At 37.5% G+C, this 18,330-nt stretch carries 15 protein-coding genes; all 15 read left to right on the top strand.

Annotation, left to right across the window (positions count from 1 at the left end; genetic code table 11):
* The first annotated feature begins 106 nt into the window (after window positions 1–106).
* The 15 genes from K9N40_09715 to K9N40_09645 all read left to right on the top strand — a co-directional run bounded on the left by K9N40_09715 (window position 107) and on the right by K9N40_09645 (window position 18,225).
* A complete protein-coding gene (locus K9N40_09715) occupies window positions 107–577 on the top strand; it encodes a pyridoxamine 5'-phosphate oxidase family protein (GenBank protein MCF7814743.1) in 471 nt (156 codons plus the stop codon).
* Window positions 567–1,004, top strand: a complete 438-nt coding sequence (locus K9N40_09710; protein MCF7814742.1) for an NUDIX domain-containing protein — start codon at window positions 567–569, stop codon at window positions 1,002–1,004. The genes K9N40_09715 and K9N40_09710 overlap by 11 nt, the downstream gene beginning before the upstream one ends.
* Window positions 1,005–1,229: 225 nt before the next feature.
* A complete protein-coding gene (locus K9N40_09705) occupies window positions 1,230–2,522 on the top strand; it encodes an ATP-binding protein (protein MCF7814741.1) in 1,293 nt (430 codons plus the stop codon).
* Between the two features lie 243 nt (window positions 2,523–2,765).
* Window positions 2,766–5,126, top strand: a complete 2,361-nt coding sequence (locus K9N40_09700; protein ID MCF7814740.1) for a CotH kinase family protein — start codon at window positions 2,766–2,768, stop codon at window positions 5,124–5,126.
* Between the two features lie 167 nt (window positions 5,127–5,293).
* Window positions 5,294–6,124: a polyphosphate polymerase domain-containing protein gene (locus tag K9N40_09695; GenBank protein MCF7814739.1), complete on the top strand. Its 831-nt coding sequence runs from the start codon at window positions 5,294–5,296 to the stop codon at window positions 6,122–6,124.
* A 16-nt stretch (window positions 6,125–6,140) separates the two neighbouring features.
* Window positions 6,141–6,662 (top strand): DUF4956 domain-containing protein, encoded by a 522-nt coding sequence (locus tag K9N40_09690; GenBank protein MCF7814738.1) that lies wholly within the window; start codon window positions 6,141–6,143, stop codon window positions 6,660–6,662.
* Window positions 6,652–7,965, top strand: coding sequence for a hypothetical protein (locus K9N40_09685; GenBank protein ID MCF7814737.1), 1,314 nt, complete (start codon window positions 6,652–6,654; stop codon window positions 7,963–7,965). Before K9N40_09690 ends, K9N40_09685 begins: the two co-directional genes overlap by 11 nt.
* Window positions 7,962–9,068, top strand: a complete 1,107-nt coding sequence (locus K9N40_09680; protein MCF7814736.1) for an efflux RND transporter periplasmic adaptor subunit — start codon at window positions 7,962–7,964, stop codon at window positions 9,066–9,068. The genes K9N40_09685 and K9N40_09680 overlap by 4 nt, the downstream gene beginning before the upstream one ends.
* A 51-nt stretch (window positions 9,069–9,119) precedes the next feature.
* The gene (locus tag K9N40_09675) at window positions 9,120–10,862 is read left to right on the top strand and encodes a right-handed parallel beta-helix repeat-containing protein (GenBank protein MCF7814735.1); all 1,743 of its coding nucleotides are present in this window, start codon (window positions 9,120–9,122) and stop codon (window positions 10,860–10,862) included.
* Between the two features lie 150 nt (window positions 10,863–11,012).
* Window positions 11,013–11,669: a hypothetical protein gene (locus K9N40_09670; GenBank protein MCF7814734.1), complete on the top strand. Its 657-nt coding sequence runs from the start codon at window positions 11,013–11,015 to the stop codon at window positions 11,667–11,669.
* A gap of 14 nt (window positions 11,670–11,683) precedes the next feature.
* Window positions 11,684–13,372 carry a purine/pyrimidine permease gene (locus K9N40_09665; GenBank protein MCF7814733.1) on the top strand — a complete coding sequence of 563 codons (1,689 nt, stop codon included), beginning with the start codon at window positions 11,684–11,686 and terminating at the stop codon, window positions 13,370–13,372.
* Window positions 13,373–13,534: 162 nt separating this feature from the next.
* The gene (locus K9N40_09660) at window positions 13,535–14,665 is read left to right on the top strand and encodes an ATP-binding protein (GenBank protein ID MCF7814732.1); all 1,131 of its coding nucleotides are present in this window, start codon (window positions 13,535–13,537) and stop codon (window positions 14,663–14,665) included.
* 11 nt (window positions 14,666–14,676) lie between these two features.
* Window positions 14,677–15,240: a DNA-3-methyladenine glycosylase I gene (locus K9N40_09655; GenBank protein MCF7814731.1), complete on the top strand. Its 564-nt coding sequence runs from the start codon at window positions 14,677–14,679 to the stop codon at window positions 15,238–15,240.
* Window positions 15,241–15,499: 259 nt separating this feature from the next.
* On the top strand, window positions 15,500–16,942 hold the full coding sequence (locus K9N40_09650) for a TldD/PmbA family protein (protein MCF7814730.1): 1,443 nt from the start codon (window positions 15,500–15,502) through the stop codon (window positions 16,940–16,942).
* Window positions 16,939–18,225, top strand: a complete 1,287-nt coding sequence (locus K9N40_09645; protein MCF7814729.1) for a hypothetical protein — start codon at window positions 16,939–16,941, stop codon at window positions 18,223–18,225. The genes K9N40_09650 and K9N40_09645 overlap by 4 nt, the downstream gene beginning before the upstream one ends.
* The last annotated feature ends 105 nt before the right edge of the window (window positions 18,226–18,330 follow it).

The raw sequence follows: 18,330 nt of genomic DNA, 5'->3' as shown, positions 1-18,330 counted from the left end.
GATCTGCTGCTGGCAAACGATCAGAAACTGCTCAGAAGATATCATGATAAACGCAGGACGATATTTAATATGGAAGAGAAAAAATAAACAAGAGAGAGGATAATCCATGCGACGAAAAGACAGAGAGATCAAAGACAAGAAGGAAATTATCGATATAATTGAACGTTCGGAAGAGTGTTACCTGGCGATGAGTGTGAATGATCAGCCTTACGTAATTCCGGTTAATTTTGGCTTCCAGGATGAGACGATTTATATTCACTGCGCAGCTGAAGGAAAGAAGATCGAGATGATCAAACAAAATCCTAATGTTTCGCTGGCCTTCACTGCCGAAGCTGAAACCAGTCTGACCGGTCCGCCCAATACCTGGACAACTTTTTATCAAAGTGCCATTGCCTCTGGCAAAGCGGAACTTGTATTGGATGTAAATGAACGCCAGAAAGGAATGAACGCATTCCAAAAACATTATACCGGCAGATTTATGGATTTCAGCGAAAGAGACCTGAAAAAGATCATGCTGATAAGAGTGAAAATAACTGAAATGACAGGCAAAGCAAATCTGCCAAAAGATGAAAAATAAAAAACATGTCGGTTCCAGTATCATTTTTGTAAATCCTCAGAACCAGATTCTGCTGTTTCTGCGTGATGACAAACCCGGTCTTCCCTATCGTAATATGTGGGATGTTCCGGGAGGACACTTAGAATCAGAAGAAACTCCTAAGCAAACAATCGCACGAGAAATGAAAGAAGAAATGAATCTTGATTTGAAAGATTTTCATTTCCTCTGCAAAAAAGAATTCAAAGATCGCACCGAATACACTTATTGGAAAGAAGTCGTTTTCAAGATTGAAGAGATCGATTTGATGGAAGGACAATGTTTGAAATGGTTCACACGAGGAGAAGCTGCAGAAACCGAACTGGCTTATGGTTTCAATGAGATCGTGGAAGAGTTTTATCGAAACCGGGATTGCCTTAATGCAAAGTTTCAATGCAAGAACGGCATGTAAATTTACAAATCACAAACTCCAAACAACAAATAAATTCCAAAATCTAAATTCTAAAAAAACACAAAAGACAATCGTTAATAAATGTATAATTTTCCTCTTCACAAGGACAATATATTATTAATTTTCCTTGTAATAGGGAAAATAATTTTATTTTTGAATATTTTATTTGACATTTCCTTGTAATAAGGAAATTTTGCACTATATTTTCCTTATAAGGAGGAAATAATGAAAGAGATATTAAAAACTGCCATTCTTGATGTGCATCAGAAATTTCCAATAAAGGATATAACTCCTCGTGAATTGAACATTCCTTCCCAACCAAAACAGATCATCACATTAATCGGACCAAGGCGCTGTGGAAAAACATATTTCTTCTACTCTCTGATCAATAAACTTCTCCAAGATGGAATCTCAAAAGACCAGATTTTATATTTTAATTTTGAAGATGAACGTTTTGATTTTGATGCTTCTAATTTACAAATTCTGTTGGATGCCTATTTTGAACTCTTTCCTCAAAATGCTAATAAAAAATTCTACTGTTTCTTTGATGAAATTCAGCAGGTAGAAAACTGGGAGAAATTCCTTCGCAGGATCAAAGACACATTCAATCCTTTTATTTTTATCACAGGATCATCTTCGAAGCTGCTCAGCTCTGATATAGCTACAGCCTTGCGTGGTCGAAGTATTGTCTTTAATCTCTATCCTTTTTCCTTCAGAGAATTCTGTGCACATCTGAATCTGCAAACAAATGAGATCGATTCCACCCGCAGCATAACTTTACTACATTCTTATTTCCAGGATTATCTGGTAAATGGTGGCTACCCCGAAACGATTGATCCAGCTGAAAACATTAAAACCAGAATATTACAGTCTTATTTCAATGTAATGATTTATAAAGATATTATCGAGCGTTTTAATGTTTCCAACCATGTCGCCTTAAAGCAATTCATGAAACAACTCTCTTCTACAATTACATCAGAATTTTCTATTAACAAGATTTATAATGATCTGAAAAGCAATCAAATCAATGTCAGTAAAAATCAACTTTATGATTTTCTGGGTTACTGTCAGGATTGCTTTCTTTTCTTTCTTCATTATCCCTACGAATTTTCAGAAAGAAAAACTCTGAAATCTAGGAAAAAATGCTATTTTATCGACAATGGTCTGCTCAAAAATATTACGACTTATTTTTCTGATAACTCCGGAAAATTATTGGAAAACCTTGTCTTCATAGAACTTACCAGGCAGGAAAAAGAATTATACTTTTTCCATAATGGTTTCGAGTGTGATTTTATGGTTTCAGAGAACAATCAAACTTCTCAAATAATCCAAGTTGCCTGGGATGTTACAGATCAAAAAACTTTGAGTCGTGAGATTAAACCCCTACTTTATCTTGCGAAAAAGTATCCTGAAGCTGAATTATTTATCATCAATAATTCCATCGATAAAATCGTTATGGAAGATACAGAGCAAATCAAATTGATCCCCGCCTGGAAATGGGCCTTAACCGATATCTAAGCTGTTTATTGTTAGATCGATAATCTCGATTGAACCAGATACTTTGTCCGATGATCTCGATTCGCTTATTAAGCGGAATAAAAGAATTTCCAGGCTATAAATGCGACATATTTTCCTCTTCACAAGGACAATTTATTTTATATTTTCCTTATTATCGGGAAAATCATTTAATAAAAATTATTTCACAGGATTTCATTTTGACAATTGTCTTAAAATATTATAAAAAGGTTTGGGAGGAGAAAAATGAAAAACTGGATGGGAATTGCAGCTCTTTTATTGATTGGTTATATCACTTTAGCAGCCCAGGATTTTTATAATATAAACACGATCAACACGATTGAAATTACTTTTACAGAAGCAAACTGGGATCAGATCTTAGATAATCTTTACGCTGCCGGAAATGAAGAAAGACTGGTAGGTTCTGCTGTTATAAATGGAGTTGCTTTCGACAGCGTCGGAGTCCGTTACAAAGGAAACAGCTCCTACTCTCCTCAAAATATCAAGAATCCGCTCAACATAAAACTGGATCAGGTTATCGATGATCAGACATACGAAGGATATGGAACTTTAAAACTAGCAAATGGATTCAAGGATCCTACTTTTATCAGGGAAACACTGGGTTATGAGATAGCTGCTAAATATGGACCAGCCAGCAAAGCAAACTACATAAACGTGTATGTAAATAATGAATTGATCGGATTATATACAAGTGTTCAATCGGTGGATAAACATTTTTGCCGTAGTTTTTTTGCAGAAGATGAAGGTACTTTGATCAAAGGTAATCCTGTTGGTGGACCCGGTGGTGGTGCTGCCAATATTTGCTATTTAGGTTCAGATAGTACCGCTTATTACACCAGTTATGAATTGAAATCTGATTTTGGCTGGCAGGATCTTGTAGACTTGTGCTATACGCTCAATCTGAACACATCCAATATCGAAGATATTCTGGATGTTGACCGAGTATTATGGTTTCTGGCTTTTCATAATACCCTGGTAAGTAATGACAGCCCAATAATGGCTCCGCACAACTTCTACCTTTATATGGATGACAAAGATCAGTTCAATTATATTTACTGGGATCTTAATATGACCTTCGGAACATTTAACGGTGGACCTGGTTCTCCTCCAATGAGTGTAACTCAACTTCAGCATTTTGATCCGTTTTACAATATCAATAACGATAATTATCCTATTGTGAGTAAGCTGCTTTCAGTTCCGGAATATCAAAAAATCTATATTGCTCACATGAAAACTATATTGGAAGAAAATTTTGCAAATGGTTGGTATGAGACCAGAGCTTTGGAATTACAGAATATTATCGATGCCAGTGTTCAGGCAGATCAAAACAAATTTTATACTTATGGCGATTTCATAAACAATATCCACAATTCCATTTACGGAAGTGGACCGAGTTTTACGATTGGCATAACAGAATTAATGGAAGAAAGAGTGAACTTTTTGAACAACCATAGTTCATTTAATGTGATTGAACCTGATATTATTGATATTTCTTCCAGTCCTGATATTATCGAACCGAATAGTGTTGCCTGGGTCACAGTAGAGACAGAAAATACAAACTCTCTTAAGATTGGTATAAGGCAAAACGAACAGGAGGTATTTCAAAAACTGGAAATGTATGATGACGGTAATCATAATGACGTACTCGCAGGTGATGGTATTTTCGGTATTCAGCTGGATACAGCTTATAATGATATTCAATATTATATTTATGCTGAAAATGACGATGCAGTTAAATTTGCTCCGCAGAGAGCTGAATATGAATATTACACTTTGGATGTTATCACAGAAACTGGGAACATTGTGATAAACGAGATTAACTATCACTCTTCCGACAATTTTAATCCCGAAGACTGGATCGAGCTTTACAATCCCAATACTGAAGAGATGAATTTATCGGGTTGGGAATTCAAAGATGAAGATGATTTGCACGTATTCTCAATTCCCGAAAATACTTTTCTAGCAGCTGATGATTATCTGGTTTTATGCAAAGATTCAGCTCTTTTTTCATCTCTTTTTCCATCTGTAACAAACTTTATCGGTGATCTTGGCTTTGGTCTGAGTGGCGGCGGTGAACCCGTCCGCCTTTTTGATGCCGAAGGAACTCTGATTGATTCTGTAAATTATGATGATGAAGGAGAATGGCCTACTCTTCCCGACGGAAACGGAAATACTCTGGAACTGATCGATGCCAGCCTCGATAATTCACTTGCTGCCAGCTGGCAGGCTTCAATTGATTTTGGAACACCGGGACAGCCCAACAGCAGCGGAGTTTCGGTGCAGGAAGATATTATAATCTCACCTGATTTTGATCTATCAAATTATCCAAATCCGTTCAACCCAACCACAACGATTTCCTTTAATCTCAGCAACGAACAAAACGAACAAGTTGAACTGGTTATTTATAATCTAAAAGGGCAGCAGGTGAAAACATTCTCAAATCTCCCAATCTCTCAATCAACCAATCAACAAATAGTTTGGAACGGAACCGACCAAACAGGTAAACCAGTTTCCAGCGGAGTTTATTTTGTCAGGATCAAGGCAGGCAATCATTCTGCCAGCAATAAAATTCTGCTTTTGAAATAGAACCATTTAGAAATAACAAAAAATAATTCTGAAATTAATGTTTATTGACAATCAAAAGCTATTTATAGTATATGGAATAGTTTAAATAGATATAAGGAATTTGTCGAAATACTGAACATTATTTAATTACTCGGCGGATTCTGAAAAATAAATTCTAAGGTGGTTTTATGGCAGCTGATCTTTCCTTCAAACGCAAAGAACGCAAATACATAATTTTAGAGCATACTTTCGAAGAGATAATCGAGCAGATTCAGGAGCATATTCCGATCTTTTATTACGAAGATAAACCCGGACTTTTGAACATTCAAACTACCTACCTGGATACAGAAGATTTTCTGCTATTTCATGAATATTTGAACAAGCGAAATTTCCGCTATAAAATCCGTTTGCGCCGTTATGGCTACGATGGAAAATATGAACCTGAATATCTTATTGAACTAAAAATAAAACACAACTCGATTTCCACCAAAAAACGTTTCAGGCTGCCGGCAGAACATTTTGCTGCGTTTGTAAAAAATGAAGATCTGCGCCAGGTGGTAAAAGCAGCAAACCAGGGTTTGATCGGAGCGCAGAAAACCTATCGGATTATTCACAAACTTATCCAGATCAATAAATTTATTCCTGTTCTGCAAACTTCCTACAACCGCATCGCTTTTCAGAAAAATTCCAAACGCGTCCGGGTGACCGTGGATAACGGGATAACCCACAAAAAACTAACCGGCAATCCCAAAATTGAAACTCTGGATGCTGTCGTTCTGGAATCGAAGATCATGGGTAAATCTCCCAAATGGCACAAGAAAATGGTAAATCAGCTTTCGCTTCTTAAACAGCAGCGTTTTTCCAAATTTGCCACCGGCATGAATTCTCTCTATTTTCCGGAACGTGGGAAATACAATTTTTATAATGACGATGAAACTGCAATGCCGGAAATTCCTCAGCGCATCATCGATTCATTTGAAATGTTGAAAGCTGCTCTTAAACTTGATGATAATATTTAATTCGAGGTAAAAAATTATGCAGGAACTTTTTCAGGTAATCAAAGACAGTTCGGCAGGAAGCATTGCCCAATCTCCCTTGCAAATTCTATTCAATCTTTCACTTGCCGCTATTTTAGGATTTGTGTATGCTTATGTATACAAACTCACTTACATCCGCAAAAAGAAGGATAAAATCCTAAAAAAGGAAATGCAGGGAATTCAATACACGCTGCTGCTGCTGGCAGTAGGTGGAGCTTTCATCTGGATCGTGGTAGCCGACAATCTGGTGCGCGCTTTCGGTTTGGCTGGTGCTCTCAGTCTTATCCGTTTTAGAACAGTGGTCAAAGATCCTTCCAACACAATCAAAGTATTCTATGCTATTATCATTGGAATGTCCTGCGGACTCAGCCAGTATTATGCTGCAATTATTGGAACCATTTTCATGTGCTGTGTTCTTTCTGTTATCTATTTTATAAATGAACATAACAAAAAACTAAAACGACTTCGTAAGCAGTCTGAACTGGCGAAATTGGATGCGGAATTCGATAATGAAAATTAAATCGCTTCTTTTCTTCGCTCTTCTTTTTTCAGCGCTTTTTGCTCAGCAAAACAGTTTGGAAGATCTGCTTAATTCTCTTTTGGAAAAACATCCCGATTATCAGCAGACAATAAGCAGATACGAACAGGAAAAATCGCTTTTTAAAATTGATAAATCGCTTAACTGGTTCGATGTAAATTTCATTTATCAGCAATGGGATAATGAATTTGTTCGGGATGAAACTGAAACAACTCTGGAGCATTCCGAAGTGGATGAAAAAGATAAACGCTGGCGAATAGAACTGGAAAAACAATTCTTTCCCAAAGATTTTGACAATGCCGCCGATGCCATTGGATCAAGGCTGGATATGCTGCGTTATGAGCAGGATAAAATCTTATCCTATTATACCTGCAGCTCCGATATTTTTGATGATATGATCTCGTGGTATGAAGCAGCAGGAATGATTGACCTTCTGCAGAAAAGACTGGAAATTCTTTATCAGCAAAATGAACTTCTGGAAGAAATGGAAGCACAAAATCTGATCGACCCCGAAATTCTGATCGACAATCTGGAAGAGATAGATGACAAAGAAGATGACATGTTCGATTTTGTCGAGATATTAGAAGAATTCGAAAGGGAATATGGTGAAATCCTAGAAGATTTTGTCACTTCCTTCGATGGTTTTGTTTCTGCTCATTCCCAACCCGATACACTGCTTTTTATCCAGAAAATAGATAAAGAAATAAGCCATCTTAATAAAGAAATCAGCAAGATTGCGAACAAGATAAAATTCAACTATTATTATTTTTATATGCCGGAAATAAATCTTACTCTGTCCTACAACTGGCGAGAAACCAGACAGGATTGGATAATCGAGAAAAATAACATCCTGAAAAACAGAAAACGCGATCAGGATGAAGAATTTCCCGAAGCAGAAATCGAACTTTCGCTGCCGTTTAATATTTTTTCCAATACAAGTGGAAAACTGGCACTTTTAAAAGCTTATGAAAGAGAACTGCACTATCGCAGCACAGAAATGATCTTTGACTGGAAATCATTTAAAGTGGAACGGCTGAATTCCCTTCAAGAAGCCAGTTTGGAATTGAAAAGAAAAACCCGATTAAAAGAACTTTATAACAAAAATCTGGCGCTCCAAAACGAAAAATATAAGGAAGAACCAAGTTTATTGGGAGGTAATCCCGAATTCAATCTGGAAATCGAAAAATTGAAAACAAAAAAGGCAGAAATAAGAATGAAAATGGCTGAAATGAAATTGTATAAAGAAATTTTCCTCATAAATAGCCTGGGAGAGGAAACCAAATGAAAACCAAAAAAATCCGTAATATCCTTATCTTTTCGCTGGTAGTTATTGTTATCACGATCATAATCTCTTACATTGTCGAATCACGTTCTCACAAACTTCCGGCGGTGGTGCGTTCCGACAAAGTTTTCGTCAGTTCCGAAGTTGATGGTGTGATGAAAGAATATTTTGTTAGTTCCATGCAGGAAGTCGTCAAAAAAGATCCAATAGCCGAATTGGAAAACGATAAACTTCCTTTTAAATTGGAAACCCTGAAAAATGAAAAAAGAAAGTATGAAGAGCTGATCCACTCGGCTCAATCGGGAGACCATCTGCAATCTGAATTGTACGAATTGGATGAAGATATTCAGGATATCACGATCGATTTGGAAAAAGCCAAACTGGAAATGGCCAAGATCAAAGAAAAACTGCAGTTCATGCAAGATCGCCACGATGGCAGTAAAAAGAAATTTGAGGCAAATAAAAAATTGTATGATAAAGGCGTTCTCAATAATTCCGATTTTGAAAAAGCAACAGAAGATTTCTGGGATGTTCACGATAAATATTACGAATTGAGAAGTGATTCGCTGGTTGCCTTTGAAACCATGAAAGCCAACCAGAAGATCATCGAGCTTTTGCAGGCAAGAAAAGATATACTTTCCAATAATACCAACATTCTGGCAGGAAAATATCTGATCGATTTGAATGATGTGGAAGCCGATATCAACGATCTGGAAGAAGAGATAAAAAACCTGAAAATAGATTCGCCCATCGCTGGAATCGTTACAGATATAAATTATCGTCCGGGCGAAAACATCGACAAAGGCGATGTGATCGTGGAAATTGCCGATCTCAGCAATGTGTGGATAATTGCCTACGGCACTTCTTCCAGCCGTCACAAAGTACAGATTGGGCAAAAAGCCAGAATCCTGTGTGGCCGTAAAAAGAAAATCTGGGGAAAAGTCGTTACGATCTCTCCAGTTATGGAAAAAGTTAAATCACTCAGCTCCTCCTTTGAAACCGTGAATACTTACACCAAAATTGAGATCACTTTTGATGATATGGAAGATGCCTTAAAATACATCACTCCCGGAGAACGGCTTTTTGTGAGAATATATTTTAAATAAGTTTTCAGTTTTTTTTAGAAATTTACTGAACCATAATTTGAGGAGATAATTATGAAGTATATCGTTATTTTATTCTCAATATTTATTTGTGTAATTTTAAATGCTAATATTATCAATGTCCCAACCGATTTTGATCTGATCCAGGATGCAATTGATGCTTCGGCAGATGGAGATACTATTTTGGTGGCTCGTGGAATTTATGAAGAGCACCTGGAGTTTGATATTCATAATATTACACTAGCTTCAAATTTTATTTTCACTGGTGATGATGCTGACATTTCGCAGACTATCATCATGGGTGGTGGTGATGACGAGACAATCCTGATAGATATAGAACCTAATTCCTCAGAAATTATTGGCCTTACTATCACTGATGGAAATAGCGGTCTTATCATTGAAAATACCAGCCCAACTTTGAAAAATTTGATAATAATGAATAATGATACTAGTGATGAAGGTGGTGGGATTTTGTGTTTCAACGCTGATCTGACCATTGAGAATTGCCGGATCAATAGTAATATTTGTGATGATGAAGGTGGTGGGATTTTTGCCGATTCATCACATGTTGAAATCATTAATTGCGAGATTAATAACAATGTATCTAATGAAAATGATGGCGGTGGAATCTATTGCATCAACTCAGATTTGACTTTAGAAAATTGTACGATAAATGAAAATATAAGTGATGATCAAGGTGGTGGAATTTATCTGGAAAATTCAACTTTGGATTTTATTGATATAACGGTAAATGAAAATGAATTTAATGACCAGGGAGGTGGAATCTATCTGGAAAATTGTACAGGATATATGGAAAATATCATTTGTAAAAGCAATTTTACCTATGAAGATGATACTGATGGCGGTGGTTTTACAATTTATGACAGCTCTGATTTGACAATGATAAATGTTCTGATCGCCGGCAATAATGCAAAAGAAGATGGTGGAGGTGTTTATTGTTACGATTCTACACCATTCTTAGCAAATTTTACGATTTACGGCAATACCTGTGTTGATGGAAAAGGTGGGGGAATCTATTTTAAATATTCTGATGCAACGATGGTAAATAGCAATATTGTTAGCAATTTAGGCGAATATGGAGTTTATGCTTATTCCTGCGATCCTTCCGTTTCTTACTGCAATTCTTACAATAATGAAGAAGAAAATTTTCATGGCTTTGATGATGGTGTTGGTGAAATAACTTCTGTAAATCGCAATGGTGAGGAATGTGATGACTTTTACAATATTCAGTACGATCCTGAATTTATTTATGTGAACAATGAATATTATCATCTTGCCGATTATTCTGTTCTGGTTAATTCCGGCTCGGGTGATACGAGTTTTCTACCTGATCTCGATCTGGCAGGTGAAACCAGGCTTTATGGTGAATTTGTCGATATCGGAACTTATGAAAATCAGAATGTTCAAGTTGTAGGAATCTCCAATCATCAATTACCAATGACCAATTCACAAATGACCAATTATCCAAATCCATTTAATCCATCCACAACAATAAGTTTTAATCTTAGCATCGAACAAAACGAACAATACGAACTTGCTATTTACAACCTAAAAGGCCAGAAATTAAAAACTTTATCTGTCATCCTGTCCGTTCTCCGTAGTACTACGAAGGATGAAAGTGATGCGCAGCATTGTATCGAAGGATATGGCAATTTGTACAACGTCACCTGGAACGGAACAGATCAGAACAACAAACCAGTCTCATCAGGAATTTATTTTGCAAGATTGAAAGCTGGAAAAGTGGAAGCAAGTTGTAAAATGCTGCTACTGAAATAGTTTCGAACTCAAGTATTGATAACAACAACTTTCCGAAACCTTTGAAAAGAATCTTAGAGAAAAGGTTTTGGAAAGCTGTAATATAAAATTTTCTTTACAGAATAAACTTGCTTCTGAATATCAATACAAAAAAGTTCAGGAGCGAGTATTATGAAAGTTTTTAAATTTATAATCATCATGCTTTCCATCATTTTTGCCATCGGATATGCCATTGCGTTTTATCATACAGTTCAGGATGTCGATCTGCATCAGCCTTCCGATAAATTCTTCCTGATCGGCTTTGCAGTGTACATTCCACTCTGGTTCATCTGGTTCAAAAGACATCACTTTTATTCTACCTTTGAGCACGAATTTACTCACCTGATAGTGGGTCTGATGTTCTTCAAAAAACCGGCCGGATTCCAGGCATCAGAAACCGGGAACGGTGTAACTTATATGTATGGAAATAACTTCATCATAACTCTGGCTCCTTATTTTCTTCCCACTTTTGTTTATCTGCTTTTGCCGCTTTATCTCGTTTTGGATGCTCGATTTTATCAATATTATTTTGCAGTTCTCGGTGTTCTTACTTCCTATCATGTTTTTTCTACCTGGCAGGAATTCGGCTTTCATCAAACTGACATCACCAAAAGTGGAAAAACATTCTCCTGTATTTTCCTCACTTTCGCCAATATTTTTATTTACGGAGTTCTGATCGCTTTTGTGATCGGTGGTTTTAAAAACAGCTGGTTTTTTATTAAGAACGGATTTTTCGCTTCCTATGAATGGATGATTTTTGTCTTTAATTTTGTGAAAGGATTATTTTAGGATAGGGGTGAAATTTGTCTAAAAAACTATTATATTCAGTAGATGAAAAACCTCCATTTTTACTGAATTTATTTTTAGGATTGCAGCATGCCGTCCTCATAGTACCTGGTTCTGTTATCGCAGTTCTTATCGTGGCAAATATTATCGGCATGCCACCATCTCAGAAGCATATGCTTACTTTCGCTACGATGCTTATCACTGGAGTGGCTTCATTTATCCAAATAAAAAAAGTTGGTAGAATCGGCTCCGGCTACTTGCTGTTTCTGGGAACTTCTGCCGCTTATCTGGGTGCTGCCATTCCTGCCGGATTTATGGGCGGTTTTGCGCTGATTGCTGCCATGACGATCTTGACTGCCCCTTTAGAAGTTCTGCTTTCCTACTTTTTGTGGTATGTGCGAAAAGTGGTAACTGCAAACCTGGGTGGAATTGTTATCATTTTAATTGCGATAAGCGTGATCCCGGTAATGATGGATATGTGGAATGGAACTGCCGGATCGGAAAATTACTGTTCCCGTGAAAACCTGATAGCTGGTTTGATTACGATAATTTTTACTTTAGCATTTGCCATTTTCGGATCTAAATATCTGCGTTTGTGGAGCCCGATAATTGGAATAATCGCAGGAGTAATCTCAGCTGCTATTTTAGGAATTTCAGATTTTTCCAGTTTGAAGCAATATCCCTTGTTCGGATTACCGCAGGGAAAATGGATATTCCCAGATTTCAATCTTTCAATGAAACATATTCCTGTTTTCTTCTCGTTTCTGTTTGCTACTTTTGCCAGCACGGTGGAAAGTATCGGTGATGCGATTATTGCTCAGGATGCTTCCAAACCTGATTTTAAAAAAGTAGACTACGAAGCGGTTCAAGGCTGCCTGTTTGCTGATGGAGTAGGAAATATGCTGTCCGGAATTTGCGGAACAATGCCAAACACAACCTATTCAGGAAATATCGCTGTTGTAAAACTGACCGGAGTTGCCTCTAAAACCGTCGGATATGCAGCCTGCTTTTTTATGATTGTTTTTGCATTCATGCCCAAACTGGTTTACAGCCTCACGCTCATTCCCGGTCCAGTTCTGGCGGCTTCAACTCTTATTTTTATGGGACTGCTTTTTGCCAGCGGTATCAAGTTGATCGCAGAAAGCGGCATCGATTATGATGCCAGTATCATCATCGGAATCTCACTTACGGTGGGAGTGATTTCAACTTTCAAACTTTTCTTCCCTGCTCTTATCCATGACTCACTGAAACCGTTCCTGGAAAACGGTGTAGCAACCGGTGGAATTACAGCTCTCGTTTTAACCTTCATTATGCGATTAAGACCAGCTAAAAAGCGCTCCATAAAACTTCAGAATGACTTATCTGAACTTACAGACCTTCGCACTTTAATCGATGAAATTAGCCCAAAATTTAATTTAGATAAATCACAGATATTTCATCTTCAACTCGCCTGTGAGGAAGTTTTTGCCTTCCTGCAAAACAGCGATTCAAATTCACCTGTCAGCTTTCATTTTGAGCAAAAAGATGAAAATCTTCTGGTCGAAATTACCGACCGTTCTGAAATTTACGATATTGATGAGATAGATCCTGATCTGATCATTGAAAGCAAACCGGAAGAACTGGGTCTGCTGCTGCTGAATAAACTGACAAAAAATATTAAGCATTTGCGTATTGGAAATCACAATTCGATCATGTTTGAGGTGTAATAATAGCTTATCGTTTGATATAAATAAAGATAACTGAAGTTTTCTTACTTGACACAAAGATAATAATCTTAATATTCGAGATCGTAATCTAAAATTTATATATAATTTTTAGATCGTAATCTAAAATATATATGTGTATTTGGGATTAGGGAGAAAATAATGATTTTAGAAAGATGCCTCTCAAACCAAATCGAAAAACTATTTTTCAAAGGAAAAGCTATTTTACTGATCGGAGCTAGGCAGGTGGGTAAAACAACCCTTATTAACCACATATTGACGAATTATTCAGATAGAAAATTGTTTATCAATGGAGATGAAGCTGACTCTTTTTTTTGGGCTACAGAACCCACTTCGTCAAAACTAAAATCAATAATTGGTGACAATAAAATTGTTTTTATTGATGAAGCTCAACGTATTCAAAATATTGGATTAATCATAAAAATTATAGTCGATACAATTCCTGGTATACAGGTAATCGCCAGCGGTTCATCTGCCTTTGAAATAACCAATAGAACTAGCGAACCGTTAACCGGCAGGAAATATGAATTCCATCTCTATCCTCTTTGTTTCCAAGAAATGGTAAAAGAAACAAATCTTCTGGAAGAAATAAAAATGCTAAATCAACGACTTGTCTTTGGCAGCTATCCAGAAATTGTAGTCAAACCTCAGGAAATGATTAAACAACTTAGCACATTAGCTGGAAGTTATTTATATAAAGATCTATTAGGTTTAGATTCAATCAGGAAACCGGAAGTTTTGGAAAAAATAATCCGAGCTTTGGCCTTGCAGCTTGGAAATGAAGTTAATTACCATGAATTAAGTCAATTGGTAGGATCTGACAAACAGACAATAGAAAAATATATCGACCTTTTAGAAAAAACTTATGTAATTTTCAGATTGTCTGCGTTTAATAAAAATCTTAGAAATGAATTGAAAAAGAGCCGCAAAATATATTTCTACGATAACGGAATTCGTAATGCTGTAATAGGTAATTTTTCTGACATCAATACACGTACAGATAGAGGTGCCTTGTGGGAAAATTATCTAATATCTGAGCGAAAAAAATTATTAAATTATCAAAATCGATTTGTTCAGAGTTATTTTTGGAGAACTTTTCAACAAAGTGAAATAGATTATGTGGAAGAAGAAAATCAAAAATTTTCAGCTTATGAAATCAAATGGAATCCGCAGGTAAAATGGCGAATTCCTAAACCATTTAAGGAAAGTTATAATCCCAAAACGATGAAAGTGATCCATCCGCAAAATTATTATGAATTTTTGGGAATTGAGTAAAGGAGTCTACTATGAATCGCTGCCCCTGGAGCACATCCAACGAACTCTACATTCGCTATCACGATGAAGAATGGGGAGTTCCTGTTTTTGATGATCAGAAGCAGTTCGAGTTTCTAGTGCTGGAATCAGCACAGGCAGGTTTGAGCTGGAATACGATTTTGAAGAAACGCGAAAATTACCGTGCTGCTTATGATGGTTTTGATGTGCAGAAAGTAGCAAAATACGATGAAAATAAAATCGAAGAATTGATGAAGAATGCCGGTATTATCCGTAACAGAAGAAAAATTGAAGCCTCCATAAATAATGCGAAATGTTTTCTTGAAATTCAGACAGAATTCGGTAGTTTCTGTAATTATCTGTGGAGATTCGTAAATGGAAAACCACTTGTAAATAAGTGGACAGAAACTGCAGAGATCCCTGCCAAAACAGAACTTTCAGACCTCATCAGCAAAGACCTGAAAAAGCGCGGTTTCAAATTCCTGGGTTCGATCATAATTTATTCACATCTGCAGGCAACTGGTCTGGTAAATGATCACATCAAAAGTTGCTTTCGCTGGAAAGAATGTCAGTTGTAACTCGTTCACTCTTGAACGAGATAAGATGTTTTCCCACGATCAAGAGTGATCGTGATACATAACAGATTTCTCGAAAAAACAGAAACAGTTTCATCCGTGTAAATCTGCTTGCCAAGCCGTAGTATTACACGAAGTCTGGTAAGCTAAATTAGAGGCAATTCGTGCCAATTCGTGGTTAATATTGTAAATCATTTGACATCAACTCAACCATTTCACATTTCTCATTACAAATTTCAAAATGAAATTTAAGGAGGTTTTAGTGGATTTTTTAACACTGGCCATGGATACAGCAAAATCGCTTGGTGCTGATTATGCTGATATCCGCATTCAAAAATCCAGCACTGAAATGATCTACCTGCGAAACCTGAGCCTGAAGAATACATCATTGAACGAACTTTACGGCTACGGAATTCGCGTGTTCAAAAACGGTGCCTGGGGATTTGCCCACAACAATGTTTTCACTGCCGATGCGGTAAATGAAACCGTGAAGAAAGCTTTTGCCATTGCGCTGGAGTCGAGAAGAGTAAAATATGAAGATGGACTGGTTCTGGCGCATGAAAGAGGTTACATCGATTCTTACAAAACTCCCTATTGTCTCGATCCATTTGATGTTCCGCTGGGTGAAAAAGTGGAAATGATGATGGAAGTGAACAAAACCATGCTCAATTTCGCTGAGATCAAACTGGCAGTTTTCATGTTGGAATGCCGCAAAGATGAAAAATTCTTTGCCTCAACTCTGGGCAGCAGATTGGATATTCAAACACTTTACATAGAACCTACTATTACAGCCACAGCAATTGCCGAAGGAGACAGCCAAAGTAGAACCTACAGTCATGGCGGACAGGCCAAAGGCTGGGAATGGGTTCAAGGTTTAAAGTTGACAGACAGAGCTGTTCAGGTAGCTGAAGAAGCGATCATGAAAGTTCATGCCGGTTCTCTGGGTGCTGAAGAACGTAAAACAATTCTGCTGGACCCCAATCACATGGCTCTTACTATGCACGAATCGGTTGGTCATCCTACTGAACTTGACCGCGTATTAGGCTGGGAAGCAGATTTTGCCGGAATCAGTTTTGCCACTCCCGAAAAACTCGGAAATTTCCAATACGGTTCAGAGATCGTAAATTTCGTGGCAAATAACACATTGGAAGGCGGACTTGCTACTGCCGGTTATGATGATGATGGTGTTCCCAATCAAAAATGGTATATCATCAAAGACGGTATTTTAAATGAATATGGTAACACTCGCGCCACTGCTCCGCTGATTGACTTGAAAATGAGCAGAGGTTGTAATCGTGCTACAAATTATTTTGACTTTCCCATCAACCGTATTCCCAATCTTTATCTGGAACCGGGAAAAGAACCACTCACACCTCAGGAATTGATCGCAGACACAGAGGACGGAGTTTACATCGAAGGTCGTGGATCATTCTCCATCGATCAGCATCGGGTTAATTTCCAGTTTGGCGGAGATATGTTCTGGGAGATAAAGAACGGCAAAAAAGTGCGCCCACTCAAAAAGATCTTATACAAATCAAATAATCCTGAATTCTGGAACAGCGTCGATGCTATTTGTGACGACAGATTTTTCCAGACATTCGGCGTGACCAACTGCGGTAAAGGCCAACCAGGCCAAAGGGGTAGAATGACGCACGGAGGAGCTTTGGCTCGTTTCCGTAAAATTCGCGTGGGAGGTTCACAATGATTACCAGACAAGAAATGCAGAAAGCTGCAGAATTCATGAAGAAGCATGTTTCGGCTGATGACTTTTCATTTACCGTTACAGGAGCAGAAGATTTACTTACACGCTTTGCTCAGAATGGAATCACACAGCATATTACCGGCAATAAATTGAATGTTAATTTAAACGTTGCTTTCGATAATAAAACAGGAGAAGCTTCTACCAATAACCTGGATGAAGATGCTCTTAAATACCTGATCAAGACTGCTGAAAGCATAGCAAAATTAAATCAGCCCGATCCTGAATTCATATCCAGCGAACCAGCTCATGATCTTCCTGATGTGGAAAATTACTCTCAAAATACAGCTGATCTTACAGTAGAAAAAATCGTCGATGATATCCTGAAATGTGTAAAAAATGCTGAAGGAAAAAGTGCAAAACTTTCCGGAATCTCAGAGAAACGCTTGAATAACAGCATGCTTACAACCAAAAACGGCTTTAAAGGATTTGATCAGTTTACCAGTTTTTCCCATTCCATGACCATGAAGAAAGAAGGAGTGGAAACCAAGGTTGCTAAATCTGTGAAAGATCATGCTACTTTCAATATGGATAAATTGATCGCTCAGCTTAATTCTCAATTCGATAGCCTGAGCAATCCGGTTCCAATGGAAAAAGGCAGAATTCCTGTGATCCTGCGTCCCGCAGCTGTTTTGAATTGGTTGTTCTATCTGATCTGGACTTTTGAGCGTCGCTCTGCAGATGAAGGTCACACACCTTACACTGATCAGATCGGCAAACAATTCTTTGGCAAAGATTTCAGTTTTTATTCAACTCTGGATGATCCGGAACTGAATGCGAGTAAATTTGTGAACGGTGGCATACCTGCCGAAAATATCGACTGGATTCGAAATGGTGTTATCAAGAATATGAGATCGGACAGATATTATGCCAATCTGAAGAGCCATAAAGCATTAAGCCCTTACAATATCGTGGTGGATGGCGGTGATTCTTCCGAAGCCGAAATGATGAAAATGGTGAAGCGCGGCGTGATCGTGAATAACTTCTGGTACATTCGTCCGATAGATCGTAAAGTGGGTGAATGGACAGGATTGACGCGTGACGGAGTACTGTATTTTGAAGACGGTAAAATCCAGAAATCGGTTACCAATTTCCGCTGGAACGAAATTTTGCATGATGCCACCAAACGCATTCTGGCCATGGGTCCTGTCGTTCAGCAGGAATATTACGCCAAAATCCCGACACTTCTGATCGATGATTTCAATTTTGTGGATGTAACGACGTTTTAACCGGAAAGAACGCAAAGTATAAATTCTACCTTGCGAACGGTTTTCGAGCTTCTAGCTTTTAAAACCTTCGCAAGGTTATTTTTATCCCTGCCCTGCCAGAAAATA

Source organism: Candidatus Cloacimonadota bacterium, from assembly GCA_021734245.1.
GTDB lineage: Bacteria > Cloacimonadota > Cloacimonadia > Cloacimonadales > TCS61 > B137-G9.
This window is presented reverse-complemented; position numbering and strand designations above follow the sequence as displayed.

Excerpts from the sequence above, each read along its gene's own strand:
- K9N40_09715 (MCF7814743.1), top strand. The coding sequence starts at position 107 with ATGCGACGAAAAGACAGAGAGATCAAAGACAAGAAGGAAATTATCGAT.
- K9N40_09710 (MCF7814742.1), top strand. The coding sequence starts at position 567 with ATGAAAAATAAAAAACATGTCGGTTCCAGTATCATTTTTGTAAATCCT.
- K9N40_09705 (MCF7814741.1), top strand. The coding sequence starts at position 1,230 with ATGAAAGAGATATTAAAAACTGCCATTCTTGATGTGCATCAGAAATTT.
- K9N40_09700 (MCF7814740.1), top strand. The coding sequence starts at position 2,766 with ATGAAAAACTGGATGGGAATTGCAGCTCTTTTATTGATTGGTTATATC.
- K9N40_09695 (MCF7814739.1), top strand. The coding sequence starts at position 5,294 with ATGGCAGCTGATCTTTCCTTCAAACGCAAAGAACGCAAATACATAATT.
- K9N40_09690 (MCF7814738.1), top strand. The coding sequence starts at position 6,141 with ATGCAGGAACTTTTTCAGGTAATCAAAGACAGTTCGGCAGGAAGCATT.
- K9N40_09685 (MCF7814737.1), top strand. The coding sequence starts at position 6,652 with ATGAAAATTAAATCGCTTCTTTTCTTCGCTCTTCTTTTTTCAGCGCTT.
- K9N40_09680 (MCF7814736.1), top strand. The coding sequence starts at position 7,962 with ATGAAAACCAAAAAAATCCGTAATATCCTTATCTTTTCGCTGGTAGTT.
- K9N40_09675 (MCF7814735.1), top strand. The coding sequence starts at position 9,120 with ATGAAGTATATCGTTATTTTATTCTCAATATTTATTTGTGTAATTTTA.
- K9N40_09670 (MCF7814734.1), top strand. The coding sequence starts at position 11,013 with ATGAAAGTTTTTAAATTTATAATCATCATGCTTTCCATCATTTTTGCC.
- K9N40_09655 (MCF7814731.1), top strand. The coding sequence starts at position 14,677 with ATGAATCGCTGCCCCTGGAGCACATCCAACGAACTCTACATTCGCTAT.
- K9N40_09645 (MCF7814729.1), top strand. The coding sequence starts at position 16,939 with ATGATTACCAGACAAGAAATGCAGAAAGCTGCAGAATTCATGAAGAAG.